The sequence below is a fragment of the Mesorhizobium norvegicum genome, from assembly GCF_004919685.1.
Classification (GTDB): domain Bacteria; phylum Pseudomonadota; class Alphaproteobacteria; order Rhizobiales; family Rhizobiaceae; genus Mesorhizobium; species Mesorhizobium norvegicum.
On sequence record NZ_SMYZ01000054.1, the window covers coordinates 1 to 26107 of the forward strand.

The window sequence follows — 26107 nt, forward strand, 5'->3', positions numbered from 1 at the left end:
TGCGGCGGCCGCCGCACGCTCAATGGCGCGGAAGCGGCTTACCACTGCCAGCCCCACGGCCGTCAGTTGTGCGCCGCCGCCCTTGCGGCCGCCGGTCTGCGCCGCCACCAGCGGCTTGCCGAACACCCGGTTCATGTCCTCGACCAGATCCCAGGCATGCTTGTAGGACATCTCCATGCCGCGCGCGGCGGCCGAGATCGAGCCGAAGGCGGCGATCTGTTCCAGGAGCTCGATCTTGCCCGGTCCGATGCGCCCGTCGGGATCGAGATTTATCCGCAAGCTCAGCGACGGCATTTTTGCTCCTCCGCGGTCAGGCCCGATCCCATACTAGAAGCTCCCTGGCCAAACCGCTATTCCAAAAAGACATAGCGATGATTATCCATCCATCTCGGCGGGCAGCCCGGCGCCGGTGTTGGCCCGGTCGAAGCTCACCGTCTTGACCACCGCGAAAACCTTGCCGCCGAGATGAAGCTTCAGCGTATGCCGAGACTGTTCGGTGATGCGGGCAAGCACCGTTGCGCCGTTGCAGTCGATGCCGACCTCGACCGCCGGACCCTCACCAGGGCTTATCGCGGTAATGGTTCCCGGCAGGATGTTGAGCGCGCTGAGGCCCGTCGGTTTCTCGGTGGCGATCATCACATCGCGGGCACGGATGCGAACGCGCACCCTCGCGCCTGTCGTCATCGCCAGCCGCGGCACCCGAATCTCGCCGGCAGCCGAGCCAAGCACGGTCATGCCGAAAGTCTCGTCATGACGCAGCACCCTGGTGTCCAGTACGGCGCCGCCCTCGCCGCGCTCTTCCACCGGCAACAGGTCGAGCCTTTGCATCACCGCCTCGGTCGGCCCACTGGCGATGACATGGCCTTGCGCCAGCATCACCACATCGCTGGCCAGCCGCGCCACCTCGGCGACGGAATGGCTGACATAGACGATCGGGATTTTCGTCTCGTCGCGAAGCCGTTCGATATAGGGCAGGATTTCGGCCTTGCGCGCCTCATCTAGCGAGGCCAGCGGTTCGTCCATGAGCAGCAGTCTGGGGCTGGCCAGCAGCGCCCGGCCGATCGCCACGCGCTGCTTCTCGCCGCCCGAGAGCTTTGCCGGTCGCCTGTTCATGAGCGGGCCGATACCCAGCAGATCGACAACGGCATCCATGCCGGCATAGCGCTCCGCCGGCGGCGTGAACCAGCGGCCATAGCGTAGATTGCTGGCCACGCTCATATGCGGGAACAGACGCGCATCCTGGAACACCATGCCGATGCGGCGCTTGTGCTTCGGCACGAAAATGCCCGCGCTGGTGTCGACCAGCACGCGGCCGTCGACTTCAATGCGTCCCTTGTCGGGCCGGATCAGCCCGGCGATCATGTTGATCAGCGTCGTCTTGCCCGATCCCGACGCTCCGAACAGCGCCGTCAGCCGCCCGGCGCTTTCGAAACGGGCGTCGATGGCGAAACCGCTCAGCCGATGGCTGATGTCGACGAGAACACTCATTCGATGTCCATCCGCCGGCCAACACGCCGCGCCAACACTTCCGAAGCCACTAGTGCGGCCATGGAAATGACGATGGAAATCAACGTCAGACGGAGCGCGCCTTCATCGCCACCCGGTACCTGCGTGAAGGTGTAGATCGCCGACGGCAATGTCTGCGTCTCATTGGGAATGTTGGAGACGAAGGTGATGGTCGCGCCGAACTCGCCCATCGCCTTGGCAAAGGCCAGGATGGCGCCGGCGATCAGCCCAGGCAGGATCAGCGGCAGCGTGATGGTGGCGAACACCCACAACGGATTGGCGCCGAGCGTTCCCGCCGCCGCTTCCATCCTGCGGTCCACCGCCTCGATCGACAGCCGGATCGCCCGCACCATCAGGGGAAAGCCCATGACGCCGCAGGCCAGTGCCGCGCCCGTCCAGCGAAACGAGAAGACAATGCCGAAATGCTCGGCCAGGAAGGCGCCGGCCGGGCCACGCCGGCCGAAGGTCAGCAGCAGCAGATAGCCGGTCACCACGGGCGGCAGGATCAGCGGCAGATGCACCAGCCCGTTGAGCAGCGTCTTGCCCCAGAATTGTCCCCGGGCAAGCAGCAGTGCGATCAAGATGCCCGGTGGGAGGCTGAAAAGCATCGCCACCGTCGCCACCTTGATGGACAGCCGGACCGCATTCCATTCGTCGGGAGTGAGGTCCAGCAGCCAGTTCATAGTGTGAGATGAAGCCCCTTGGAACTCAGTTGCTCGGCGCGAGCACGGTAAAGCCCTGATCCTTGAACAGCGCACCGGCCTTGGCCGACTGCAGGCACTTCAGGAAAGCCGGCGTATCCTTGTCCTTCGAATCGGCGGTCTGGGCAACCGGATAGATGATCGGCGGATGCGAATCCTCCGGGAAGGTGCCGACCACCTTGACGCCCTTTTCGGCATGCGCGTCGGTGGCATAGACGATGCCAAGGGCTGCTTCGCCCGTCGAAACCAGCTTCAGCGCCGCGCGCACATTCTCGGCCTGCGCCACCTTGCCCTCGACCGAGGACCAGACGCCAAGCGATTCGAGTGCGGCCTTGCCGTATTTGCCGGCCGGCACCGCCTTGAAATCGCCCATGGCGAGTTTGCCGTCGCCGATCAGCTTGGCGAGGTCGAAGCCCTTCTCGATCTTGGTCTCAACCGCCGAGTCCTTCGGCGCCACCAGCACGATCTCGTTCCCGAGCAGCTTCACTTCGGTGTCGGGCTTGGTCAGCTTCTTGTCGGAGAGATATTTCATCCAGTCGAGGTCGGCCGAGATGAAGACGTCGGCCGGTGCCCCGCCCTCGATCTGCTTGGCCAGTGCCGAGCTTGCGGCATAGGAAACGGTCGCGGCTTCGCCGACATCGGCCTCGCAGGCCTTGTTCACCGCGTCGAGCGCGTCCTTGAGGCTGGCCGCGGCAAACACCACCACCTTGTCTTCCGCATGCGCTGCCGGCACTGCCGCCATCAACGTCGCCGCAAAACCGCCAATGGCGATCGCCCTCAACCCGAAACCTTTGCGCGTCATGGAAAACTCTCCCTGGTTTGAAATCCGATCGGCTCGAAGCCTGCCGACCGATATATCCGCATGAATATAACAAGGGAAGACCCGGCGCGCCGTGAAAGCGTCTGTACGACGCCGATTGTTCTGGTAAGACCGGCAAAGAAACCCTGGAAAGGAAACTCCGATGAAGATCAGCGCCCGCAACATCCTCAAGGGAACGATCACCGAGATCGTCAAGGGAGCCACCACTTCGCATGTCAGGATCGACATTGGCGGCGGCACCGTCGTCACCGCCTCGATCACCAACGAGGCCGTCGCCGATCTCAAGCTCGAAAAAGGCAAGCAGGCCTATGCCGTGGTCAAGGCCTCGGACGTGATGGTCGGCATCGACTGAATTGATCGCGCTCAGGGGCGCCGTGCAAACCCGCTATTGGGGCCTAAGGTGTGTTGAGATTCAGGTCAGGCCGAGTCGGAGTCGAAGACGGGCGCGAAGCGACCAAACAAGGTGGGTTCCGAGAACCGGAGCGGAGCGTACTTTTCGTACGTGAGCTCAGTTCTACTGCGACGCAGTAGAACGGGGAAGCGCAGGAAGCTGCCGTTTGCAGGCCGGCATCACCTGAATATCAACATACCTTAGACGGCGATCGGCGCTTTGATCGACGCATCGGCGACGTAGTTTTCCAGCCGGAAATCCTCGAATCGGAAAGCGAAGAGGTCCTTCACCTCCGGGTTGATCCACATCGTCGGCAGCGCCCTCGGCGTGCGCCGCAACTGCTCGCGCGCCTGCTCGAAATGGTTCGAGTAGAGATGCGCGTCACCAAGCGTGTGGACGAAATCGCCGGGCTTCAGTCCAGTCACCTGCGCCACCATCAGCGTCAGCAGCGCGTAGGAAGCGATGTTGAACGGGACGCCAAGGAAGATATCGGCCGAACGCTGGTAGAGCTGGCAGGAAAGCCGCCCTTCCGAAACGTAGAATTGGAACAGGCAGTGGCAGGGCGGCAGCGCCATCGCTTCCACTTCGGCCGGATTCCATGCCGAAACGATCAACCGCCGCGATTGAGGATTTTTGCGTATCTCCTTGAGAAGATTCGCGATCTGGTCGATCGAGCCGCCATGGCCGTCCGGCCAGGAGCGCCACTGCTTGCCGTAGACCGGGCCGAGATCGCCATTCTCGTCGGCCCATTCGTCCCAGATCGAAACGCCATGGTCGGTGAGGTACTTGATGTTGGTGTCGCCGGCCAGGAACCACAAAAGCTCATGGATGATCGACTTGAGATGCAGCTTCTTGGTCGTGGTGACCGGAAAGCCGCGCGCCAGGTCGAAACGCATCTGGTAGCCGAAGACGGAGCGCGTTCCGGTGCCGGTGCGGTCGCCGCGATCGGCGCCGTTGTCCAGCACGTGCTGCAGGAGGTCGAGATACTGGCGCATCGGTTCCGGCTCGATTCGGTTGTCCAGCCATCATAACTGACGGACAGGCAATCGAACACCACAAAGCAGCGGTAAGCCCTGCCCGAAGGCAGCCAGTCCCCCAATAACGTCACCGGCTGGCGCATTGGCTGTGCCAGCCTCCGCAAATTGACGCGCGATCGTCAGCGCGCGATCGTTAGAGGGAGCCGAGCTTGCCCAGGTCCTTCGCAACCAGATAGTAGAAGGTAACCCGGCTCTTGGTGTTATCGGCCGCCATCGCCTTGCAGGTCTTTTCGATCACCGCATCGGCTTTCGCTGCGTCGCTGATGCCGAGTTTCTTGGCGACCCAGTTGTCCCTGACACGACCGAGTTCCTTTGGGTCGGTGCAGGATACCAGTGAGGAATCACGGTTCCTGAGCGCGATGCCCAGGTGCTTTACGATCTTTTCGACCACATCCGCACTGGCGCCAGCGTCGTATTTCTTCACGTCTGCAAGATAGTCGGCCATCAAAATTCCCCTCGTCGGCGCCACGGATCCGATCGATGAGGGCTGTGGCGCGCTGCTGCAACTTGTGCGCTAGGTCGATAACTCCTCACCGTGGCAAAGCTTCGGTTGAGACCGCGCCCAAGTCAACCCTATGGAGATGCGGTTTTGACACGGGGACAAAGTGCCATTGCGGCCTTTCATTTCCTGCGATCGCCCCCTATATTCGGTTTGTCGGCTTGACCGACTATGGCGATAAATGGGCGATGAAATAAGCCGTTCGGACCCGGGGGCGGTACCCGGCGCCTCCACCAAAAGCCGCTGTTGATGACAGAGCGGTTTTTGCTGGGGGCGAAATAGGATCGACGAAGGTGTAAAGATCGTACTTTTGCCCGGCATGGTACCACCGTCATCGGGCTAAACCTGTAGTTGCAAATGACAACTATGCGGAAGCACGTCTCGCCGCGTAAGCGGTGCGATAGCTTCAAATCAAGCCCTAGAGGTTCGCACTTCTAGGCGGGGTTCGGAGGTACCTGGCAACAGAAACCTCCACTTCTCCCTCCTCAACATACGTTACGCACAACGGCAGTTCCCGCTGGCCGGACCTTCATACGGCCTATGGCCGCGAAGGCGCCCCGCCGCGTGCCCTTCTCCATGGACGAAACATGCAAAACGATTCCGACCGATTCTTCGTGCTGACCGGCGGTCCAGGCTTCCGGCAAGACCACCTTGATCGAAGCCCTGCGCCGGGCAGGCTTTGCTACCTCGCTCGAAGCCGGCCGCGGCATCATCCGCGACCAGTCCGACATAGGCGGACCCGCTTTGCCATGGCACGATCAGGTGCTGTTCGCGGAGTTGATGCTGTCGTGGGAGATGCGATCGTATCAGGTTGCGCACGAACAGACCGGGCGCCCTGTCTTTTTTGACCGCGGCGTGCCGGACACGCTTGGCTATCTCAGGCTGAGCGGCCTGCCGGTGCCCCGGCATGTCAGCTCCGCCGCCGAGCGCTTTCGCTACAACCCGCGCGTCTTCGTCGCCCCGCCCTGGCCGGAGATTTTTGCGCAGGATGAAGAGCGCAGGCAGACGCTCGATGAGGCCGAGCGCACCTATCATGCGCTGGTCGGCGTCTACACGGAGCTGGGCTATGAACTGGTCCCGCTGCCTCTGGTTCCGGTCGAGGAGCGGCTGCGGTTCATCCTGACCGAGGCAGGATTGGCATGAAAAAGGCCGGGTGAACCCGGCCTTTTTCATGTGTTTGTGGTTGCCTATTCCGCCGGCGCCTCGACGGCTTCGCGCGAGCGGCCGAGCGTGACTTTGGCCAGCGTGAACGAGATCACCGCGCACAGCGTGATGCCGGCCACCATCGGCAGCGGCGTACCGTCGAAGAACACGCCGGCAACACCCATGGCGAGTGCACCGATGGCGAAATGCAGCGTGCCCATCAGCGCCGAAGCCGTGCCGGCGATCTCGCCATGCTCTTCCATGGCCAGCACCGAGGTGGTCGGAATGACCAGACCGAGGAAGCCGTAGCCGACGAACAGCAGTGCCGCCATCACGTCGAGCCGGTCGATGCCGCTCGCCATCACCGCGAACAGCACCACCATCGTCGTGGCATAGCCGGTCACCGCGACGCGCACCACGCGCCGCAGCCCGAACCGCTCGGCCAACAGTCCCGTCATCTGCGACATGCCGATGAAGGCGACCGCATTGATCGAGAAGAACACGCTGTAGACCGAAGGCGACAGGCCGTAGTGGTCGATCAGGATGAACGACGAGCTCGACAGATAGACGAAGAAGCTCGCAATGCCGAAGCCGGCGATCGCCGTCAGGCCGAGGAAATTGCGGTCGCCCATCAGGAAGCGGTAGGCCGACAGCGCGGTGCCGAAGGACGACCCGGCACGGTCTTCAACCGGCCGCGTCTCCTTGAGCGAGGTCGCCAAAAGGACGGTGGCCAGCAGAGCAGCGCCCGTCACCGTCCAGAACACGGCGCGCCAGCCGAAATTCTCGATGATCACACTACCCGTCAGCGGCGCCAGGATCGGCGACACCGAGAACACCAGCATCAGCAAGGACATCAGCTTGGCGGCCTCGTTGCCGGTGTGCAGGTCACGTACGATGGCGCGCGGAACGGCCATGCCGGCGCTGGCACCAAGCCCTTGCAGGAAGCGGAAAGCGATCAGCCATTCGATGGTCGGCGCCATTGCCGAGCCGATGCCGCCGACCATGAACAGCGCAAGGCCGCCATAGAGCGGCAGCTTGCGGCCGACCATATCGGAGATCGGCCCGACGACGATCTGGCCAAAACCCATCGACAGGAAGAAGATCAACAGGCTCATCTGCACGGCAGCGGTGCCGGCATGCAGATCCGCGCCGATCGAAGGCAGTGCGGGCAGATACATGTCGATGGCAAACGGGCCGATGGCGGACAACAGGCCGAGCACGACCGCAATGCGGAGGAATTTGGGACTCATGATAAAGGCTTCTTTCAATCTGGTTGCCGCCGCCAGGCGACGTCTAACCTAGGACGTTCCATCCCATGAGATTCCGACACCTCAAGAGCGAATTCTATTCGCCTCTCTCGAGTGAAATCTCTTCGTGTTCTGTCCACAAATTTAGACACTCTTGTCTAATTCGTCAATCACCTCTATATAGATTTTCATGAAGCTGCACGTTTCTCCTGACACTTTCCCGCCACGCGGCCATGAGGCCAAGCGCCTGTCGATCGTCGATTCCGCAGCTGCCGTGTTTTGCCGCGAAGGTTTCGCCGGCGCCAACATCGATCTGATCGCCGCCGAAGCCGGCGTCTCGCGCCAGACCATCTACAACCATCATGGCGACAAGGAGAAATTGTTCGTCGCGGTGGTTCGTGATCTGACCGAACGCTGCAATGCCGGCATCTTCGCCACCATTGCCACCTTCCCAGATCAGCCCAAGGATCTTGAAGCGGACCTGATCGGCTTTGCCGTGCGCTTGAACCAGAACTGCATCTGCAACCGCGACGGAAAATTCCTGCGCAAGCTGATCCAGACCGAAGGCGAGCGCTATCCCGAGCTGTTTGCCGAGTGGCGCGAACAGGGACCGGGCAGGACATGGCCGGCAATCGCCGCCCGCTTTGCCCGCCTCGCCTATGGCGGCTACCTCGCGATCGAGGACCCCGACGTGGCGGCACGCCAGTTCCTTGGCCTCGTCAATGCCGAACTGCAGACGACCTTCATGCTTGGCGGTTCGCCGCGCGAGGACGAGGTGCTGCAATCCGCGACCAATGGCGTGCGCACCTTCCTGCGTGCCTTCGGCAAGCGCCGCTCGGCGACATCGGTTGAAAAGCAAGGCGCGCTCGCCAGCGCCTGAGCGATCAAATCGTCGGCAATAGTCCTCATCTCAGTGCGGCGGCGGTCTATATCAGGTTTACGCCGCCCTCAAGCTTGATTACAGCTATGCGGACGATTCAACGGAACCCGACCGCCACATGGCCGACGACCACATCCGCTACGACATTCTGGCCCAGGAGGCGTTGCGCGGCGTCATGCGCAAGGTCCTGGCCGAGGTCGCGCGCACCGGCCTCCCCGGCAACCATCACTTCTTCATCACCTTCCTGACCGGCGCGCCGGGCGTGCGCGTGTCATCGCGGCTGCGCGAGCGCTATCCCGAGCAGATGACCATCGTCATCCAGTTCCAGTATTGGGACCTGAAGGTGACCGACACCGGCTTCGAGGTCGGCCTGTCCTTCTCCGACGTGCCGGAAAAGCTCGAAATCCCGTTCTCGGCCGTGCGCGGCTTCTATGATCCGTCGGTCAATTTCGAACTCGAATTCGACGTCAAGACGGACGGTGCAGCCGAGGAACCAGCCGCTCAGGCCTCGCCTGAGGCGTTGACCATCGTCTCCGAGAAAAAGCCGAAGGCCGAGAAGAAGGCCGCCGCCGAGGCGGAGAAGAAACCCGCAGTGGCGGACGCCGCCACCAAGGGCGCCGAAGTGGTCTCGCTCGACGCATTTCGCAAGAAATAGGCCTGCGGTTCACGCCATGGCCGACATCGTCAACCTTCGCCAAGCCCGCAAGCAGAAGGCGCGGGACGAGAAAGTGCGCGTCGCCGAACAGAACCGGGCACTGCACGGCCGCTCCAAGGCAGAGAAGCAACGCGACCGTCTAGTCGCCGACAAGGCCGAGAACTTCGTCGCTGGGCACCGCCGGGAGCCATCCGGCGCCGAAGACGACCAGTGAGCGCCGTAGAAAAGCGCTCGGTGACTATTCGCGGTCACCGCACCAGCTACTCGCTCGAAAAGCCGTTCTATGACGACCTCGTCGCGATCGCGGCCGCCCGGCAATTGACGCTCGCCGCTCTTGTCGCCGAAGTCGACGAGACGCGGCCGCGCGACACCAACCTGTCCTCGGCGCTGAGGCTCCATGTCCTCGAGTGGGCGAAGCGCGGAACGCATCTCTAGATAGCGGCCTGCCCGTTTGTTGCGATCGGATGGGACAGGCCGCCGTCGAAAGGCGCTATTTCAGCGGCAAAAACAGTTCCGCGACGGCCTTATGCTCCGGCACTTCCGCGAAGAAGCCCAGCCGCTGGCAATAGATCGGGAAGTCGCGTGCTTCCTCACCGCTGGCCGGAAGCCAGTCGCGATAAAGGTAGAGCGCGGCGGGCTCCAGATTGTCGGTGTTGCCGACGACGCGCAGCACCGCGCAGCGTCCGCCAGGGATCTCGCCGGCTTTGATCTGCTCGCCGTTCGCCTCGATCGGTTGGCCGGTCCCGACACAAAGGTCCACGCTATAATCGGCCGGCGACGCAGGACGCCGCTCGGAACGCCAGACATTGAAGGTCGGACTTGTCTTGGGCGACAGGCCAGCGGCCTTGCGCCACGCGATGAACCGCTGGATGGTGGCGCCGAGCGTCGCCGGGTCGCCCCGATGCTCCATGATCGCCACTGGCGTGGGGGGCACATCGCGAATTGTCACGTCGTCAGCGGTAAAAGTCTTCTGCATGAGCTTGCACCTCGCATTGTCGAGAGGCCCGAAGGCCGCAAGCCACGGCTCCCAGTCGGGAGATTCCCTGAACGACGAAGGCGATTGCCCGAGCCGTTGCCGAAAGGCGCGGGCGAAGGCATCCGGTGCATCGTAACCGGCATCCATCGCTATGTCCGTGACGCTTTGGGCGTCTCTGTAGGCCAGCCGGTACGAAGCGCGCTTCATACGGGCAAGCTGGACATAGCGATGCACGGACAACCCGAAGGTCGCCTTGAACTGCCGGTGGAAATGAAACTTCGAGAAGGCCGCAACACCGCTCAGCGTTTCCAGGTCCAGATCACTGCCAAGATGCCGGTCGATGTAGTCCAGCACTCGCTGCATCCGCACATGGTGGTTTTGAAGCGCCGCCTTCATCGTCCCGCCTCTGTGGCGGCTCCAGCTGGTTGTTCGGCCGCTGATTGCAACTTGCTGTCTGGCCCATCAAGGAATCGCAGGGCTGTTGAGGTGAATGGAACGATGGGATCACAAATAGGAGCGTGCTCGCCGCCAGGAATAATCCATAACGCGGCATCCGGAATAGAACGATAGAGGCTCACAGGAATTTCAACGGGAAAAAAGCGGTCGCGATCACCGTGCACAACAAGCGTACGGGCTGCAATGGTTGATAGATCTCGCTCGGTGAAATTCATATCATCATGGTTTTCGCCCAGCGCGTTGAACTGTGCGATGAGTTGACTGATCTGTTCGTCACCGCGTTTTGCGCACTCCCGATACATTTCCTGAACTTGTTGGGGCATGACGCCGAACGAAGCTCTGCGCATGATAACCCTTGCCTGATCTGGGAAATGGGTCGTTGCACTAATCAATACCATTGAGTCGATGCGCTTGGGTTGGCGCGTTGCCATGTGCAGCAGCGTCATTGCGCCAGAACTGATGCCCATAGCTGAGAAGTGACCAACCCCCAGCTTTTCAAGCAAGAGGAACACGTCACTGGCCGCTTCCCGATGTGTGAACTTGTTCTCGGGATTGGTGGAGTGACCATGGCCACGCAGATCCACGACGATCAGTCGATGGCGCTCAGAAAGCTTGGCGGTAAAGGGAAGCCAGTTCTGTCCACAACCGCCGAACCCATGCAAGAGCACCAGAGGTTTTCCGACTCCGTACTCCTCGTAGTACATCTCAATGTCGTTGATTTGAACGGTATACCCGCGAGTGGTTGTCTGCTTGGGAGCGTACGTCGTTGTCATGGGTGTCTCTTAAATACGCGATAAGGTGAACAGCAACCTACAGGCCCATGGAAATGAACCTTCGAAAAGGCCGCAACATCGGTCACCGTTTCCAGGTCCAGATCACTGTCAAGATGCCGGTCGATGTGGTCGAGCATACGATGCATCCGAGCATGGTCGTTTTGAAGCGCCGCCTTCATCGTCCCTCCTCGGTGGCAGCTCCAACTAGTCGCTCATGGCCATAAATTGCTCGACCGATCTTGCGGTTTTGTCACGGGCCGCAGAACATCGCCAAGGATCGTTTACGGACACGCCCAATTTACGGACGGGCGGCGATGCTGCGGCGGCTGCTCGATCGCAAGTGAACACTCCGGCGTTTTTGCGAGCGACACGAATTATTCCCCTGCCCGAATCCTTTCGCCTCACGATAACGTCTCGAAGGTGAGCAACCTCAAAGGCGCAGGGCAACCAAGAGGAACAACTGCGATGAAACGCCACCTGATACGCTACAAGACGAAACCGGAACGGACCGACGAGAATGAACGGCTGGTCAAGGCCGTGTTCCAGGAGCTGCGGGAAAAATCGCCGGAAGGCGTTCGCTACATGACGTGGCGGTCAGCCGACGGGACCTTTGTACATTTGGTCGAGACGGAAACCGAAGCCCATGCCGACATCATCACCGGGCTGGCGGCATTCGAGGCCTTTCAGAATGGCATCAGGGATCGCTTGATCGAGCGTCCGCAGCGCGAGGAAATGACCGTGGTGGGCCACTACCGGATGCTGGACCAATAGCGGCGAACAGAGGCGCATGAATATCCCCGGCGAGATCCGCGAGCCTTTTGCTCGCCTGTTCGGCGAAATGCGCCCCAAGTTGCACCGCTATTGCGCCCGCATGACCGGCTCGGTGATCGACGGCGAGGACGTGCTGCAGGAAGCGCTGACCAAGGCGTTCGAAGCACTGCCCAACGCCGGCCCGATCGCCAACCCGGAAGGCTGGCTGTTTCGCATTGCCCATAATGCTGCGCTCGATTTCCTGCGCCGGCGCGCCCGTGAAAGGGCCTTTTCCGATGAGGACCCGGACATGATCGTCGACCCGGTAAATCCCACCGTCGACCGTCAGACCGCGGCGGCCGGCCTGCATACCTTCATGCGCCTTCCCGTCGCGCAGCGAAGCAGTGTCATCATGATGGACGTTCTGGGCTATTCACTGCAAGAAATCAGCGCCGTGCTCGACACCAGCATTCCCGCCATCAAGGCGGCGCTGCATCGCGGCCGCGGCCAGTTGCGCCAGCTCGCCGATGAGCCCGACGACCGCCCGGCTCCCAGGCTCAACGCGCCTGAACGCCTGTTGCTCGAGGCCTATATCGATCGCTTCAACGCCCGCGACTTCGACGCGGTGCGCGACATGCTGGCCGATGAGGTGCGGCTGGAGCTGGTGGCCAGGACGCGGCTGAATGGTCGCGAGGAGGTCGGCACCTACTTCCACAACTATTCCCAGGTGCGGAATTGGCGTTTCGTGCCGGGCTTCATCGAAGACAGGCCGGCAGTTCTCGTCCGCGATAGCGATGATCCGGTGGCGCGCCCCGCCTATTTCATCCTGCTGGCCTGGCAGGACGGCAGGCTTGCCGCCATCCGCGATTTTCGCCACGCCCGCTACGCCGCCGACGGTGCCGAACTGTTCGTGCTTTGAAACGATTTCGGGGAGGAAAGGCCTCTCCTACCGCCTACCGCCTACCGCCTACCGCCTACCGCCTACTGCCTACTGCCTACTGCAGCGATTTCAACAAATTGTCGAGCGTGAACGGATTGGACTTCGGCTTGGCCGGCGGCGGATTGTCGTTGGCTTCCGGCAGCGGCGCACGCTCCACCTTCGGTGCCTGCTGCACGGCCTTGCGTTCAGCCTCGAGCTTTGCCTTTTCCTGCGAAGCGATGCGCATCGCCTCTTCCGCCTTCTGCCGCTCCTGCTCGTCGGCCTGCGCCTTGGCCGCTTCGTCGGCGGCCTGCTGTTCGGCAGCGGCCTTGGCGTCCGCATCCGCCTTGGCTTTGGCATCCGCGTCAGCCTTGGCTTTCGCCTCCGCTTCGGCCTGAGCTTTGGCGTCGGCTTCGGCTTTCGCCTGGGCGTCCGCTTCGGCCTTGGCCTTGGCGTCAGCCTCGGCTTTCAGCCGTGCTGCTTCCTCCTGCTTGCGCAATTCCTCGGCGGCGTTGTCCCGTTCAGTCTGCAGCGCCGCGTAATAGCGCACCTCGCGCCGCAGCCGCTGCTTCTCGAGCAGAGCGGCCTGCATCGCCTCGACGCGCTGCTGCTCCTTCTCCAGCGCGCGCTGGGTCAGGAACTGTGCCAGCGGCTCGCTGTCGAACTGCCGCTTCACGGCGCCGAACGGCCCCTCGGCGATGAAATTCACGATCGGCTCGGAGCCGACCAAGGCCTCGTCGCCCGGCCGGTAGGTGATCGCCCCCTTGGCGGAAACCATGGCTGCGTTGAGGTCCGCTGTGATGTCGGCGGACAAGGTCGCCGCCGGATTGTCCAGGTTGATCGGCGGTGCCCTGAGCATACCGCCGGCAACCGTGAAGGCGATATCGGTGTCCTTGGCGGCAAGACTGCCATTGGCGGCGATCTGCGGTGCGAAGCCAGCGGTCTTGGCCGCATTGATGTCTCGCCCGATCGCATCCGCCTTGGCGAGGAACGCACTGAACGCATCGGGATTGACGCCGGCGACCTGCAAGCTCTTCAGCGTCGCCGTACCGGAACCGGACAAGGCGGCCACCATCCCTTCGACCGATTTGCCGCTGCTTGACAGCGCCGTCGAGAAATCGCTGATGCCGCTGATGCCGGCATCCGGCAGCACGTTCGCAAGATCGGCGCCGGCCAGTTTCATCTGGCCGGTGAAAAGTCCGGTGCCGTCATTGTTCTTCAGCTCGAACAGGCCGGTCATCGCCCCGCCCAGCAATTTCGCCTTCAGATCCGAAACGCGGATGCCTTCCTGGTCGAGCTTGAGCGAAAAGGCGGCATCATAGGCGGTGGCGAACCGACCGGCGGCGAGCGCTGCCGTCGTCAGGTCAAGGTCGGCGGTAAACGGCAGGTTGGATTTCTGGCTGAACGGTGTGGCCGGCCACGCCCCATTCTTATCAGCCCCTTCCTTGTCGGCAAGAAAGGCGGAATCGCCGAACAGCGCCACCGCCATCGGGTCGAGGTCGAGTTCGTCGAGCGCCAGCGCGCCGGCCAGATGCGGCACGCCGTCCTTGACGTCGACATTGACGTCGCCGGACACCGCCGCTTCGTTGATGGCGCCGCTGAGTTCGTCCAGCACCAGCAGACCGTTGCCATAGTCGCCCTGCGCCGAGAGCGACGTCGACATGCCCGCCCCCATGCCCGGCAGGCCGATGCCTGATGTCATCAGCCATGGCTCGATGTCGGCGGCATCGAGGCTGAGCTTGCCCTTGGCAGCGAGGCCTTGCGGCGTGTCGGCGATCGTCCCCTCGAAACCGGCCTTGAAGTCGTCGGCGGCAAGGCTGAAACTCGTGGCCAGGCCGCCGCCAAGCGTGCCCTTGGCCTGAATGTCCGTGCTTGCCTCGCCCAGCATGCCGAGCGGCAGCGCCGGCAGGCCGTAGAGCGCCAGCAGCGCGGTGGCGTCAGGGTTTTTGGCGTTGAAGGTCAGCGCCACCGGCGCTTCGAGAAGCTTGTCCATCGCCCCCTTCCCCGACAGCGACGCGGAAAAGGCCGAGCCGCCGGCCTTGCCTTGCCCGCTCACCGCCAGGCCCGTGGTGCCGTCGCCATTGTCGGCCGCACTCGCCACCAGGTCGACGCGCGCATCCTGGAACAGCTCAGGATAGGCCGCGGCACGGCTCGCCAGTCCCTTGAGCACGGCACTGTCGGGATAATGTTGGGCTGCGACGTCGATCAGCGGCTTCAGGTCGACGGCAACCACCGACGCATCGAGCTTGCCGGTCGGGCTCGCCGGGAAATCCTTGACCCTGCCGGTGGCACTGATCGAGGCGCCGGCCAGCCCGCCCACCGACAGCCGGTCGATTTCGAGCAGCCCGTCGCGCAGCCTGAGTGCGGTGTCGACCGTGTCGGCGGTCAGCCCGCCGGCGTTGACTGGCCCGGCCTTGATCTGGAAATCGAGGTCGCGGTCGGCAAAGCGGTTGGCGCCCTTGTCGCTGACGAAGATCGAGGCAAAGGCCGCCAGCCCGTCGACATCGAGATCGCCGCCTTCGAGCCGCATCAGCACCGACGGCTTGGCATCATCGGGCTGGCTGGAATCGATGCGGCCGGAAAATTTCGCCTTGCCCAGGATCAGCTCAAGGTCGCTGAAGGCCTGACGCTTCTCCGAGAGCTCGACCTTGGCCTTGAAGCCGGCGGCGGGCAGACGGCGTATCGCCTCGTCGACATCCTTCGACAGCCAGGCGGCAAAGCCGGAGGGTTGCGCCACGGCCAGCAGCAACGAGCCGTTGAAGCCGAAATGGCCCTCCACGTTGAGCAAGAGCATGCCATCGGCTTCCAGCGTGGTGCGGCCGGGCAAGGTCGCGGCAAATGATTTCACCGACCAGCCGCCATCGACCGGCTCGGCGGAAAGATGCACGTCGCGCACCGTGGTGTCGCCGGCCACCACCGCCGGCAGCTTGACCTCGACGGTGCCGGGGATGGTCGGCTTCGGCAGATCGAGCAACGCCTGCTCCAACCCCGCAATGCGCTGATCCAGTGTCAGGCCGACGCCAGCCTGAGCACCCACCGCCTCGTCGAGCTGCACCTGCGCGCCGTTGGCCTCGATGGCGAAGTTCGGCTTCAGCCCGAGATCGACCGAGGCCTTGCCGTCGGCGGTGTAGGGGTTGTCGAGCGGCCCGGTCTCGAAGCGGAATTCGTCGACGCCCAACTTCTGGTGGTCGAGGGAAAACTTGCCGTTCAGGCGAAAGCCCGGATCGGGCTTGCCGGCGCTGACCTTCACCGTCTCGCCATCGGTGCCGCGCAGCTCGGCGCTGTTCTTGTCGGCACCGGAGATCTTGAACTGGCCGGAGTAGACGGCAGCGCCATTGACGATGCCGGCATTGCCGTCGGTCTCGATGACCAGCGGATAGGCGTCCGGATCGGCTTTCAGCCGCAGCCGCATCTGCCCAGTGCCTTCGGCCTTGCCGGTGGACGCCGCGACCGTGGTGCGCAACCCGTCCAGCCGCAGCGTGCCGTCCATCCGCCACGGGCCGGCCAGCGACTTGGCCGAGATGGTTGAATTGATTTCGGAAAACAGGTGGCTGCGGCCGCCTGCGGCATGGCGCAGTTCGATCTGCCCTTCCGTCACCGTCAGCTTCTCGATCGAGATCTGGTTGAGGTCGAAGGGCGAGGACGGCCGCATCGCCCAGTCGACCGTGCCGTCATTGGCAATATCGATGGTCGCTTTCGGCCGCACCAGCCGCATGTCGAAGATCAGCACTTCGCCACGCAGGAAGGGCGCCAGCTCCGCATCCATCGAAAACGTCTCGACGGTCATGGCCGGCTGGCCATTGGGGCCACCGGCAACCGCGACATTCGCGAAGGTCACCGACGGGAACGGCAACAGCCTTGCCGTGGCGTCGCCCTGCACGGTCACCTTGCGGCCGAGAATGGCGCTCGCCTCGCGTTCGAAATCGGCGCGGTAGCCGGTCCAGTCGACAAAATACGGCACCACCAGCGCCGCACACAGCACCAGCACAAAAAGGCCACCAAAGATCACGAACAGGCGTGCGAGCATCAGCTCCGAACGGGTTGATTGAAATTCTGCCGCACTCTACCCGCATCCGCGTGTCGATAAAGAGGCAATTCATCCAGTGTTGCGCGATCCCGGATGATCTGAAACAAATCCTCGCAAAGCGGAGAATTCGGATGTCAGGGAAGAACTGGGATCGCGTGCCGCGAGGATCAGCGTGCGTCGCGCTTCGCTTGTGCCACCTTGCCCGCCTTGCGCTGCCGGCCGAGTTCAGCCGGCCGGACCAGCTTCGGCGCCCGCTTGTTGGCCACGGCGCGCATGCCCTTGTGAGCCGTCCGCGAATTGAGCGCGGGACCGTCCGCCGGCGCATTTTGCTTCATGGCCATCGCCTTACGCGCATTCCCAACCAGCGAAACGCTGGCCGCCAGCTGCCGGCGCCGCTCGGCCTCGCCATTCAGCCGCCGCATGGCCATGGCCAGCACCGCAAGCTTCAACTGCGTGCCGCCATCGGTCTTTGAGGCGGCAGCCCCTTTCGGCGCGCCCTTGCCGCGTATTTCACGGCGGCGGCGATGCGCTTCGGTCTGTGCCTTGTCGCGCCGCTCCCGCAACAGCTTGACCAGACCGGCAAGATCGGCGTCGGAAAGCTCCTGTACCGCCGGATGGTGCGATTTCTCCACCAGTTCCTGTTCGTCCGCGCTCAGCGCACGCGCCTCTTCCTTGCGTGAAATCGCCATGACACTTTTCCTCCGCTGGCACGCCTGTCTGTTCAGGCCTCGCTGCTCGGCGGAGTCTCGGCCCGAATGGTGGCATGGTCAAGACGAGCTTCTTTTACGACTCCCTAGCTTTCGCCCGGCAAAATCTTGCCCGGGTTCATGATGTTTTGCGGATCCAGCGCCTGCTTGATCGTGCGCATGATGTCGACGCCATGGCCGAGCTCATGGCGCAGGAAGCCGATCTTGCCCTGGCCGATGCCGTGCTCGCCGGTGCAGGTGCCATCCATGGCGATCGCCCGCATGTTGAGACGCGCGACGAATTTTTCCGACAGCGCGATCTCCTTGGGATCGTTCACATCCATCAGCACCAGCACATGAAAATTGCCGTCGCCGGCGTGGCCGACGATCGGCGCGATCAGGCCCATCTCGGCGATATCGGCTTCGGTTTCCAGGACGCACTCGGCAAAGCGCGAGATCGGCACGCAGACATCGGTCGACAGCCCCTTGGCGCCCGGCCGCAGCGTCAGCGACGACCAATAGGCGTCGTGCCTGGCCTTCCACAGTTTCGTCCGCTCCTCGGCAACGCTGGTCCACAGGAACGGTCCGCCGCCATTTTCTTCCGCGATCATGCCGAAGGTCTCGGCCTGCTCGGCAACGCCGGCATCGCTGCCGTGGAATTCGACGAACAGGCACGGGCTCTCGGGATAGTCGAGCTTCGAATAATTCTTCATCGCCCGCATCTGCAGTGCGTTGACCAGTTCGATGCGCGCCACCGGAATGCCCATCTGGATCGTCGCGATGACCGCGTTGCAGGCCGCCTCGACGCTCGGAAACGGACAGACGCCGCCGGAGATCGCTTGCGGGATGCCTTGCAGCTTCAAGGTCAGCGAGGTGATGATGCCGAGCGTGCCTTCCGAGCCGACCAGCAGCCGCGTCAGATCATAACCGGCTGAGCTCTTTTTCGCGCGCTTGCCGGTCGTCACCGTCTCGCCGTCGGCCATCACGGCGGTCAGCGACAGCACGTTCTCGCGCATCGTGCCGTAGCGCACCGCGTTGGTGCCGGACGCCCGCGTCGCCGCCATGCCGCCAAGCGAGGCATTGGCGCCGGGATCGATCGGAAAGAACAGGCCTGTGTCGCGCAGATGCCGGTTCAAATCCTCGCGGGTGACGCCGGGTTCCACCGTGCAGTCGAGATCCTGCGGATTGACCGCAAGGATGCGGTTCATGCGCGAGGTGTCGACCGATATGCCGCCACCCGGTGCGTTGGTGTGGCCTTCCAGCGAGGAACCAACGCCAAAGGCGATCACCGGCACGCGGTGCGCGGCACAGGCACGCACGATCTCCTGCACCTCGGCCGTCGTCTCGGGAAAGGCGACGCCGTCAGGCGCCTGCGTCGGAATATAGGTGGTGGTATGCGCATGCTGCGAACGGATCGCCTGGCCGGTCTGGAAGCGCTCGCCGAGCCGCTGCTTGAGGATGCCGAGCACAGCAGCGATGCCTTCTTCGTTGCGTTCGACCGGGTTGAGGTCGCTCAGAGCCATGAATTCCTCCGCGAATGGACCAGCGTCCACGCTTGTTATGCGATTATGGATGCGTAGTCTCACCGGCCACGCTCTGTCCAGCGCCAGAACAAGGAAGTTTCGATGCCCATCCCCGCCCCCTTCGTCTCCCAACCCATGGACATCGAGAAGGACTGGATCGACTACAACGGCCATCTCAACATGGCCTACTACAATGTGCTGTTCGACCGCTGCTCGGACGAAGCCTTCGAGGCTATGGGCATGGGGCTGGATTACGTGAAGGAGCGGCGGCTCACGATTTACACCGCCGAAGTCCATGTCTGCTACGTCCAGGAACTGCATCTGGATCATAAGGTTCGCGTCTCCTTCCAGCTCATCGACCATGATGACAAGCGGCTGCGGGCCTACCAGGAAATCCGCCATGTCGACGGCTGGCTCGCCGCCACCTCCGAAACCCTGTCCCTGCATGTCGACATGTCCGGGCCGAAGGTCGCGCCCTTCCCCGCCGATGTGCTTGCCAAGGTCGAAGCCATGCGCGCCGCCCATTCCGCACTGCCGATGCCGGAGCGTGCCGGCCGCTCGATCGGGATCAAGCGCAAATAAGGCAAAGCCGACACCTCCCGTTCCCGGCTTCAAAGCCACACAGGCAATCTAAAATCTCAAAACCCTGGAATCGGCTGGCAGCAGTGCTTGAAGCGACTCGGCGCCCGCGTTAACCTTACCGAGGTTTTAACGGGAACAAGCCAATCGAGCCGTTGCGCGACTCAGCGGGTCGGTCGAAAACGATCCGCATCGAGGTAGCGACACGGGCGGCGGGGCGAAGCCGGTTCGAGGAACGTGCATGAAAACCGACATCAAGGTCGAGGTGGACAGGCTGGCCGCCGATCCGCGCATAACCGACTATGATTTCTGGCGTTCGCTCAAGAACGTCAACAACGAGATATTCCACATCGCCAACAGCAACGAGCCGATCCCGTTCGACATGATCCGCTGGCGCGCCATCCTGAAGCAGGCGCGCATGAAGCGCGGCCACGCTTAAAACCCCGAACCGACAATCTCCTACACCAAGCCTGACCCCTTCCATCAAGCTTGGCGCTTGATGGCCCCCAAGGCCGAGCGCGCTACCACCGGCGACGACTGGATAATGGCCGTGTTGGTCATTGCGTAGGGAATGATCCGGTCGATCACTCGCTCGAGTTCAGCCACCGAGCCGACATGCGCCAGCGCAATGAAACAGTCCTCGCCGGTCACCCGGTCGCATTGCGCGATCTCCGGCAGCTCGCGGATGATTTCGGCCACGACGGCCAGTTGCCCCGGCACCGGGCGGATGCGCAGCCATGCCGACAGCGGCAGGCCAAGTGCCGCGGGGTTGATCCTGACCGAATAGGCCTCGATGACGCCGCTTTCCTGCAGCCGCTTGATGCGCTCGGCCACGCTCGGCGCCGACAGGCCGACCGAGCGCGCAAGCTCCGCCGTGCTGATGCGCGCATCCTTTTCCAGCAGGCGCAGGATCTTCATGTCCGCGGCATCGAGGTCGGCGCTTTCAGTTCGAAGGCGTTTCATGGAGAATTCCTTGCTTCCGGGAGAAAGATAGCTGGAAGAGCCAATCATCACCCATATAAACAGGCAGATCTGCCTGCGATACTGATCCGATGGATGATCAAACGCAAGCTCTCGCGGCGACCCCTGCCCTCGGCAACTCCACCCTCGGCAGGCTGACGGAAAAACTGCCGCCGCATGTCTGGTTCGGCGTCAGCGCCGTCTTCCATTATCTCGGCCCGGCATTCGCCGTGCTGCTTTTCCCGCATGTCGGCGTGCTCGGCATGGCATGGCTGCGCATCGCCACCGCAGCACTGATCTTCGCGCTGCTGACCCGTCCATGGCGAACCTTCGCCCGCGCCGATCGCTCGACGCGGCTGCTGTTGCTGGCCTTCGGTGCCTGCCTGGCGGTGATGAACTGTTCGTTCTACCTGGCGCTCGACCGCCTGCCGATCTCGCTGGTGGCGGCGATCGAATTCGTCGGCACCATCGGCGTCGCGGTGATCGGCCTCAGGAGCCCGCGCAATCTCGCCGCCCTTGCCGTGGCCGTCACCGGCACCTTGCTGCTCATCGACGTCAAATGGTCTGATGATCCCGTCGGGCTGTTCTGGGCCTTCCTCAACGGTGCGCTGTTCGTCGGCTACATCGTGCTCGGCCACCGCATCGCCGCTTCAGGCGCCGGCGGCGGCATCGCAAGCCTTGGTGCCGCCATGGCGATCGCTTTCATCGTCGTGCTGCCGATCGGCCTCACCGATGCGCTACCCGCCTTTTTCTCACCGCCGCTGTTGCTCGCCGCCATCGGCGTCGGCATCTGCTCTTCGGTCATTCCCTACATCTGCGACCAGCTCGCCATGTCGCGGCTGCCGCGTGCGAGCTTTGCGCTGATGCTGTCGCTGCTGCCGGTCACCGCAACGCTGATCGGCGTCATCGTGCTGCATCAGATTCCGAGTTTTACCGATTGCCTCGGCATTGCGCTGGTGGTCGCCGGCGTCGCCTTCCACAAGCCGGCGAACACGGACTAGACGAACGCCCTATGCCAATTTCTGCTTGAGGAAAGCGATCGTTCTGCCCCAGGCGAGGTCCGCCGCCTTCTTGTCGTAGCGCGCTGCGGACGTATCGTTGTTGAAGGCGTGGTTGGCGCCTTCATAGACATAGACCGTGTATTCGACATGCGCCGCGTCGAGCTCTTTCTTGAAGGCGTCGATGCCGGCATTGGTGCGCTCGTCCAGCCCGGCATAGTGCAGCAGCAAGGCCGCCTTGATGTCAGGCACATCGGCGGCCTTCGGCTGCATGCCGTAATAGGCAACGCCGGCACTGAGATCGGGCGCGTTGACGGCCAGCATGTTGACCGTGCCGCCACCCCAGCAGAAGCCGATGGCGCCGACCTTGCCGTTGCCGTCCTTGTCAGCCTTGAGGAAAGCGACGGTCGCAACACCGTCGGCGATGGTCTGCGCCGGATCGAGCTTGGCGAACATGTCGCGCGCCTTGTCTTCATCGGCTGGCGTGCCGCCGAGCGGCGACAGGAAATCCGGCGCCAGTGCCACGAACCCTTCCAGCGCCACGCGTCGCGCCACATCGCGGATATGCGGGTTGAGGCCTCTGTTCTCATGCACGACGATGACCGTGCCGAGCTTGCCCGCCTGGTCTGCCGGCTTGACCAGATAGCCCTTCATCTCGCCACCGCTGCCGGGATAGCTGATGTCCTCGCCCTTCACCCGCGGATCGTTGTCGGCGACGATTGCCGCTTGCGCGGAATTCGCCGCCAAAAGCGGCGCGATCGCCGCCGCCGCCGCACCTGATCCGGCAAGCCGGGTCAGTTGCTCCATGAACCGGCGGCGATCGAGCGTCAGATGCGTATATTCGTCATAGGCATCGATCATCGCCTGGGTAATGGCAGGCTTGGTGTTGGCGTCCGGTTTCGTCATGGATGTGCTCCTCGGCTTCGGAAAGTCTCGTTGCGGCGCAAGATAGGGTCGAGGCTTGCATGGTCCAGTCACGGTTGGGTGACGGTGCTCGCCAGGCAAGCCGCAACGGGCGGCTTCCGCCGCAGCCTCGTCGCCTGGCCGGCTTCCGAACATCGCAAAGGCGCCATGAGCCTGACCATGAGCCTCAGCAGCGCGGCGGTCTGCCGGCTGATTGCGGGCTATTTCGGCGCGATCACCAAGGCCTACCTCCTGGTTTCGGCACGAAAGCCGTGACGCGGAAGAACCCGCCTCAATCACATTTTGGTCATTTTCGACAATCTTGATGCTGCTGCCACAATATAAGGGGAAGCTGCCGGTGGCGGTCCCGCCCCTGCCTCCTCGCAGTTGCGCTCATTCTGACCAAGAAGGAACGACACCCATGACCTTCTCCACCCCGATCCTCGCAACGGCTTTCGTGCTCGCCGCTGCAGCCCTGCTGGCGCTGCGCTCGGCCGCTTCCGCCAGGCAATCGATGGTCAAGGTGCGCAGCAACCAGCGCCGGCCTGCAAACACGAAAACCCAGGGTTGAGGTGAGACCATGAACGTCCAGGACATCGTCAACACCGTCTCCCAGAAAGCCGGCCTCGACCAGGCGACGACGGAAAAAGTCGTCGGCACCATTTTCTCGGTGCTCGAACACGAGGCGGAAGGCACCAGCGCCTCGGCTTTCTTCGCCAAGATCCCCGGCGCCGACGATCTCGCCCACCAATATGACGTCATGGCCGCTGCTCCGGCCGGCGGCGGTGGCGGCTTCCTGTCATCGCTGCAGGGCGCGCTTGGCGGCGTGCTTGGGGAGAAGGCCGGCGCGCTGATCAACGGCGTCGCCGCGCTCAAGGCATCCGGTCTCGACATGGCGCAGATCCAGAAGGCCGGCGAAACGCTGATCCAGCAGGCCGAAGCCGCCGCCGGCCCGGACCTGACCAACCAGGTGCTCGGCTCGGTGCCCAGCCTGAAGAGCCATCTGGGGCTCGGCTGATAAGGGCACGTCCCGCCTTGCAACGCTTCACTGACGAAAGTTAGCGCTGCCCCTCATCGCCCTGCCGGGCACTTCTCCCCGTATAGCGACGGGGAGAAGGACGCTGTCATCAACGGTTTCGCCAATCACCAGCGTTGCGAGAGTGACGCGAAGGCTGAAACTGCCCCTTCTCCCCGTCACTATACGGGGAGATGCCGGCAGGCAGATGAGGGGCGGCGCGACCTTCTGATAGCCTTTGCCTGCCCCCACTTACTTCGGCAGCGCATAGGCCATCACATAATCCCCCGGCTTGGTGCCGACCGAACCGTGGCCGCCGGCGACGATGACCACGAACTGGCGGCCGTCGGCGACCGTATAGGTCATCGGCGTTGATTGCCCGCCGGCCGGCAGCCGCGCCTGCCACAGTTGCTTGCCTGATGTCAGCTCATAGGCGCGCAGATAGTCGTCGACCGCCGCACCCAGGAAGGCGACGCCGCCGGCGGTGATCATCGGCCCGCCAATGCCGGGCACGCCGACCTTCAGCGGCAACGGCAGCGGCGTCATGTCGTAGACGGTGCCGTTGCGGTGCTTGTAGGCGATCTTGCCGGTTCTGAGATCAGCACCGGCGACATAGCCCCAGGGCGGCGCCTGGCAGGGAATGCCGAGCGGCGACAGGAACGGCCCCATCACCACGGCATAGGGAGCGCCCTCGTTGCGGTTCAGCCCTTGCTCGCTGCCCTTGGTGTCGCCGGGCGGCGGCACGTCCGCGCGCGGCACAAGTCTCGACGTGAAGGCCAGATAGGTCGGCATGCCGAACAGCACCTGCCGCACCGGATCGACCGCCACGCCACCCCAGTTGAAGACACCGAAATTGCCGGGATAGATCAGCGACCCCTGCACCGAGGGCGGCGTATAGCGGCCTTCATAGCGCAATTTGTGGAAAGCGATCCGGCACGCCAGCTGGTCGAACATCGTGATGCCCCACATATCGGCATCGGTCAGCGGCTTCGGGTTGAAGGAGAGGTCCGACGCCGGCTGCGTCGGCGATGTATGATCGCCTTCGATGGCGCCGCCGGGCGCCGGCACTTCCTTGACCGCAATGACCGGCTCGCCGGTGCGCCGGTCGAGCACATAGAGGTCGCCCTGTTTGGTCGGCCCGACCAGCGCCGGCACCACCGTGCCGTCGGCCTTGGTGATGTCGATCAGGCTCGGCTGCGCCGGCACGTCCATGTCCCAGAGGTCGTGGTGCACGGTCTGCCGCACCCAGCGCAATTGCCCGGTGTTGAGGTCGAGCGCGGTGATCGAGGACGAGAATTTCTCGACATTGGCGCTGCGCCCGGCGCCGAGCTGATCCGGCGTCTGGTTGCCGAGCGGCACGTAGAGCAGGCCGAGCTTCTCGTCGGCGCTCGGCGTCGACCACATGTTGGGCGAGTTGGCGGTATAGGTCTGGCCGGCAGGCAGCGGCGTCGTCTGGTCCGGATTGCCGGAATCCCAGTTCCACACCAGCGCGCCGGTGCCGACATCGTAGGCGCGGATGACGCCGGACGGCTCCTGCGTCGAATAATTGTCGTTGACCGCGCCGCCGACGATGATCTTGCCGCCTGATATCAGCGGCGCCGAGGTCGAGTAATAATAGCCCGACTTCGGATAGGGCATGTTGGTCAGAAGGTTCAGCGTGCCGCCCTCGGCGAAGCTGGGGCAGACCTGGCCGTTGGCGGCATCGAGTGCGATCAGCCGCGCATCCGAGGTCGGCAGGTAGACGCGGGTCGCGCACGGCTGGCCGGCGGCGATCGCCGCATCGGCATAGTAGGACACGCCGCGGCAGGTCTGGTGCTGGCGGTCCTTGTCGAGCTTGATCTTGGGATCGTAGCGCCATTTCTCCTTGCCGCTCGCGGCGTCGATGGCGATGGCGAAATTGTGCGGCGTGCAGATGTAGAGCGTGTCGCCGATCTTCAGCGGCGTCACCTGATAGGTGGTCTCGCCGATGTCGTCCGGACCCTTCACGTCGCCGGTGCGGTAGGTCCAGGCCGGCTGCAGCTTGGCGACATTGTCCGGCGTGATCTGGTCGAGCGGCGAGTAGCGCTGGCCGAACTGCGTGCGCCCGTAATAGTGCCACTCGCCGGCCGGCACATCGTTGCCGAGATTGGCGTTGGGGATCACCTTGTCGGTGTCGAGTTCTCCAGCGATGTCCTTCGGATCGGCTGTCATCGAATAACCGGCGACGGCAAGCGATGCCAGCACGGCAAGGATGAGCGGCGCGCGCGCATCAGGGCCGGCAAGACCCCGCCTCGCCCATGGAGTCAGCAGCCACAGCGCCACCAGCACGATGATGCCGCCGCGGGGCCCAAGTTCCCACCAGTCGAAGCCGGTTTCCCAGACCGCCCAGGCTAGCGTGCCGAGCACGATCGCCGCGTAGAGCCACAGCGCGGTGGATCGGCGTCGGTAGAGCAGCCAGGCGGCGATCAGGAAGGCGAGACCGACAATGATGTAGTACCAGCTGCCGCCCAGCATCGCGAGACGGATACCGCCGCCGCCGAGCGCCAGACCGATGAGCAAGAGAATGAGGGAGGTGATGGTGACAGCCAAGATGATACTCCTTCGACTGTTGCGCGCTCGCATGCGCAGCCACGGGCAACCCGGCGTAACCTTCCTGCCCTGGACACAACTTTCTCCTGACCGCC

General features: G+C 63.3%; 28 protein-coding genes, 1 other RNA gene and 2 pseudogenes. 15 read left to right on the forward strand and 16 right to left on the reverse strand.

All coding sequences use genetic code 11. The features are described 5' to 3' along the window. The 4 genes from FCU66_RS22075 to modA form a co-directional block, all read right to left on the reverse strand. Positions 1 to 294, reverse strand: a 294-nt coding sequence (locus tag FCU66_RS22075; protein WP_136625445.1) for a winged helix-turn-helix domain-containing protein, incomplete at its 3' end; no start/stop codon positions are given. A gap of 81 nt (positions 295 to 375) precedes the next feature. Next, positions 376 to 1488: a molybdenum ABC transporter ATP-binding protein gene (gene modC / locus FCU66_RS22080; protein WP_136618270.1), complete on the reverse strand. Its 1113-nt coding sequence runs from the start codon at positions 1486 to 1488 to the stop codon at positions 376 to 378. Beyond that, positions 1485 to 2189, reverse strand: a complete 705-nt coding sequence (modB, locus tag FCU66_RS22085; protein ID WP_127265019.1) for a molybdate ABC transporter permease subunit — start codon at positions 2187 to 2189, stop codon at positions 1485 to 1487. The genes modC and modB overlap by 4 nt, the downstream gene beginning before the upstream one ends. A gap of 25 nt (positions 2190 to 2214) precedes the next feature. Continuing rightward, positions 2215 to 3009 (reverse strand): molybdate ABC transporter substrate-binding protein, encoded by a 795-nt coding sequence (gene modA / locus FCU66_RS22090; protein ID WP_136618269.1) that lies wholly within the window; start codon positions 3007 to 3009, stop codon positions 2215 to 2217. A gap of 160 nt (positions 3010 to 3169) precedes the next feature. On the opposite strand from modA, the gene FCU66_RS22095 reads away from it, so the two are divergent. Next, positions 3170 to 3379, forward strand: coding sequence for a TOBE domain-containing protein (locus tag FCU66_RS22095; protein ID WP_027029648.1), 210 nt, complete (start codon positions 3170 to 3172; stop codon positions 3377 to 3379). A 239-nt stretch (positions 3380 to 3618) separates the two neighbouring features. On the opposite strand, the gene FCU66_RS22100 is transcribed toward FCU66_RS22095, so the two are convergent. Continuing rightward, positions 3619 to 4413, reverse strand: coding sequence for a thymidylate synthase (locus FCU66_RS22100; RefSeq protein ID WP_109668127.1), 795 nt, complete (start codon positions 4411 to 4413; stop codon positions 3619 to 3621). Positions 4414 to 4588: 175 nt separating this feature from the next. Then, positions 4589 to 4900 (reverse strand): DUF2853 family protein, encoded by a 312-nt coding sequence (locus FCU66_RS22105; RefSeq protein ID WP_136618268.1) that lies wholly within the window; start codon positions 4898 to 4900, stop codon positions 4589 to 4591. A gap of 170 nt (positions 4901 to 5070) precedes the next feature. On the opposite strand from FCU66_RS22105, the gene ssrA reads away from it, so the two are divergent. Next, positions 5071 to 5430, forward strand: a transfer-messenger RNA (tmRNA) gene (gene ssrA / locus FCU66_RS22110). Positions 5431 to 5541: 111 nt separating this feature from the next. Further along, positions 5542 to 6097 (forward strand): annotated as a pseudogene (locus tag FCU66_RS22115) (AAA family ATPase). A gap of 44 nt (positions 6098 to 6141) precedes the next feature. Here FCU66_RS22115 and FCU66_RS22120 read toward each other — a convergent pair. Next, the gene (locus FCU66_RS22120) at positions 6142 to 7347 is read right to left on the reverse strand and encodes a multidrug effflux MFS transporter (RefSeq protein WP_136618267.1); all 1206 of its coding nucleotides are present in this window, start codon (positions 7345 to 7347) and stop codon (positions 6142 to 6144) included. Positions 7348 to 7534: 187 nt separating this feature from the next. Between FCU66_RS22120 and FCU66_RS22125 the strand changes: the two genes are divergently transcribed. The 4 genes from FCU66_RS22125 (at position 7535) to FCU66_RS22140 (ending at position 9314) form a co-directional block, all read left to right on the forward strand. Beyond that, positions 7535 to 8224, forward strand: a complete 690-nt coding sequence (locus FCU66_RS22125; RefSeq protein WP_136618266.1) for a TetR/AcrR family transcriptional regulator — start codon at positions 7535 to 7537, stop codon at positions 8222 to 8224. A gap of 118 nt (positions 8225 to 8342) precedes the next feature. Beyond that, positions 8343 to 8879 carry an SspB family protein gene (locus FCU66_RS22130; protein WP_136618265.1) on the forward strand — a complete coding sequence of 179 codons (537 nt, stop codon included), beginning with the start codon at positions 8343 to 8345 and terminating at the stop codon, positions 8877 to 8879. A 16-nt stretch (positions 8880 to 8895) separates the two neighbouring features. Further along, the gene (locus FCU66_RS22135) at positions 8896 to 9093 is read left to right on the forward strand and encodes a DUF4169 family protein (protein ID WP_136618264.1); all 198 of its coding nucleotides are present in this window, start codon (positions 8896 to 8898) and stop codon (positions 9091 to 9093) included. Next, on the forward strand, positions 9090 to 9314 hold the full coding sequence (locus FCU66_RS22140) for a ribbon-helix-helix domain-containing protein (protein ID WP_136618263.1): 225 nt from the start codon (positions 9090 to 9092) through the stop codon (positions 9312 to 9314). Before FCU66_RS22135 ends, FCU66_RS22140 begins: the two co-directional genes overlap by 4 nt. A 55-nt stretch (positions 9315 to 9369) precedes the next feature. Here FCU66_RS22140 and FCU66_RS22145 read toward each other — a convergent pair whose 3' ends face one another. The 3 genes and pseudogenes from FCU66_RS22145 to FCU66_RS42015 all read right to left on the reverse strand — a co-directional run. Next, positions 9370 to 10251 carry an AraC family transcriptional regulator gene (locus FCU66_RS22145; protein WP_136618262.1) on the reverse strand — a complete coding sequence of 294 codons (882 nt, stop codon included), beginning with the start codon at positions 10249 to 10251 and terminating at the stop codon, positions 9370 to 9372. Further along, a complete protein-coding gene (locus FCU66_RS22150; RefSeq protein ID WP_136618261.1) occupies positions 10248 to 11084 on the reverse strand; it encodes an alpha/beta fold hydrolase in 837 nt (278 codons plus the stop codon). The genes FCU66_RS22145 and FCU66_RS22150 overlap by 4 nt, the downstream gene beginning before the upstream one ends. A gap of 47 nt (positions 11085 to 11131) precedes the next feature. After that, positions 11132 to 11263: pseudogene (locus tag FCU66_RS42015) on the reverse strand (AraC family transcriptional regulator); the annotation flags it as partial. Positions 11264 to 11549: 286 nt separating this feature from the next. Here FCU66_RS42015 and FCU66_RS22160 point away from each other — a divergent pair. Both FCU66_RS22160 and FCU66_RS22165 read left to right on the forward strand, forming a co-directional pair. Continuing rightward, entirely contained in the window at positions 11550 to 11855 is a 306-nt protein-coding gene (locus tag FCU66_RS22160; RefSeq protein WP_136618260.1) for a hypothetical protein, read from the forward strand. Between the two features lie 16 nt (positions 11856 to 11871). Beyond that, entirely contained in the window at positions 11872 to 12753 is an 882-nt protein-coding gene (locus tag FCU66_RS22165; RefSeq protein ID WP_136618259.1) for a sigma-70 family RNA polymerase sigma factor, read from the forward strand. 76 nt (positions 12754 to 12829) lie between these two features. On the opposite strand, the gene FCU66_RS22170 is transcribed toward FCU66_RS22165, so the two are convergent. From FCU66_RS22170 to FCU66_RS22180, 3 genes are all read right to left on the reverse strand, one after another. Further along, a complete protein-coding gene (locus FCU66_RS22170; protein ID WP_136618258.1) occupies positions 12830 to 16780 on the reverse strand; it encodes an AsmA family protein in 3951 nt (1316 codons plus the stop codon). Between the two features lie 167 nt (positions 16781 to 16947). Beyond that, the gene (locus tag FCU66_RS22175; protein WP_136618257.1) at positions 16948 to 17469 is read right to left on the reverse strand and encodes a hypothetical protein; all 522 of its coding nucleotides are present in this window, start codon (positions 17467 to 17469) and stop codon (positions 16948 to 16950) included. A 104-nt stretch (positions 17470 to 17573) separates the two neighbouring features. Continuing rightward, positions 17574 to 18989 (reverse strand): FAD-binding oxidoreductase, encoded by a 1416-nt coding sequence (locus FCU66_RS22180; protein ID WP_136618256.1) that lies wholly within the window; start codon positions 18987 to 18989, stop codon positions 17574 to 17576. A gap of 102 nt (positions 18990 to 19091) precedes the next feature. Here FCU66_RS22180 and FCU66_RS22185 point away from each other — a divergent pair, with 102 nt between their 5' ends. Together FCU66_RS22185 and FCU66_RS22190 are read left to right on the forward strand one after the other, a co-directional pair. Next, the gene (locus FCU66_RS22185; RefSeq protein WP_136618255.1) at positions 19092 to 19571 is read left to right on the forward strand and encodes a thioesterase family protein; all 480 of its coding nucleotides are present in this window, start codon (positions 19092 to 19094) and stop codon (positions 19569 to 19571) included. 238 nt (positions 19572 to 19809) lie between these two features. Beyond that, the gene (locus tag FCU66_RS22190; RefSeq protein ID WP_056582983.1) at positions 19810 to 20007 is read left to right on the forward strand and encodes a hypothetical protein; all 198 of its coding nucleotides are present in this window, start codon (positions 19810 to 19812) and stop codon (positions 20005 to 20007) included. A gap of 44 nt (positions 20008 to 20051) precedes the next feature. Here FCU66_RS22190 and FCU66_RS22195 read toward each other — a convergent pair whose 3' ends face one another. Further along, a complete protein-coding gene (locus tag FCU66_RS22195) occupies positions 20052 to 20531 on the reverse strand; it encodes an Lrp/AsnC family transcriptional regulator (protein WP_136618254.1) in 480 nt (159 codons plus the stop codon). A gap of 89 nt (positions 20532 to 20620) precedes the next feature. Here FCU66_RS22195 and FCU66_RS22200 point away from each other — a divergent pair, with 89 nt between their 5' ends. Further along, positions 20621 to 21529, forward strand: coding sequence for an EamA family transporter (locus tag FCU66_RS22200; RefSeq protein WP_136618253.1), 909 nt, complete (start codon positions 20621 to 20623; stop codon positions 21527 to 21529). A gap of 9 nt (positions 21530 to 21538) precedes the next feature. On the opposite strand, the gene FCU66_RS22205 is transcribed toward FCU66_RS22200, so the two are convergent. Further along, positions 21539 to 22432, reverse strand: a complete 894-nt coding sequence (locus FCU66_RS22205; protein WP_136618252.1) for a dienelactone hydrolase family protein — start codon at positions 22430 to 22432, stop codon at positions 21539 to 21541. A gap of 30 nt (positions 22433 to 22462) precedes the next feature. On the opposite strand from FCU66_RS22205, the gene FCU66_RS22210 reads away from it, so the two are divergent. The 3 genes from FCU66_RS22210 (at position 22463) to FCU66_RS22215 (ending at position 23447) form a co-directional block, all read left to right on the forward strand. After that, a complete protein-coding gene (locus FCU66_RS22210) occupies positions 22463 to 22705 on the forward strand; it encodes a hypothetical protein (protein ID WP_181956566.1) in 243 nt (80 codons plus the stop codon). A 145-nt stretch (positions 22706 to 22850) separates the two neighbouring features. After that, positions 22851 to 23000 (forward strand): hypothetical protein, encoded by a 150-nt coding sequence (locus FCU66_RS41230; RefSeq protein WP_168991887.1) that lies wholly within the window; start codon positions 22851 to 22853, stop codon positions 22998 to 23000. A gap of 9 nt (positions 23001 to 23009) precedes the next feature. Further along, positions 23010 to 23447: a hypothetical protein gene (locus tag FCU66_RS22215; protein WP_136618251.1), complete on the forward strand. Its 438-nt coding sequence runs from the start codon at positions 23010 to 23012 to the stop codon at positions 23445 to 23447. A 249-nt stretch (positions 23448 to 23696) separates the two neighbouring features. Here the strand turns inward: FCU66_RS22215 and FCU66_RS22220 are convergent, their stop codons facing one another. Then, positions 23697 to 26012, reverse strand: a complete 2316-nt coding sequence (locus FCU66_RS22220) for a glucose/quinate/shikimate family membrane-bound PQQ-dependent dehydrogenase (RefSeq protein ID WP_136618250.1) — start codon at positions 26010 to 26012, stop codon at positions 23697 to 23699. Between the last annotated feature and the right edge of the window lie 95 nt (positions 26013 to 26107).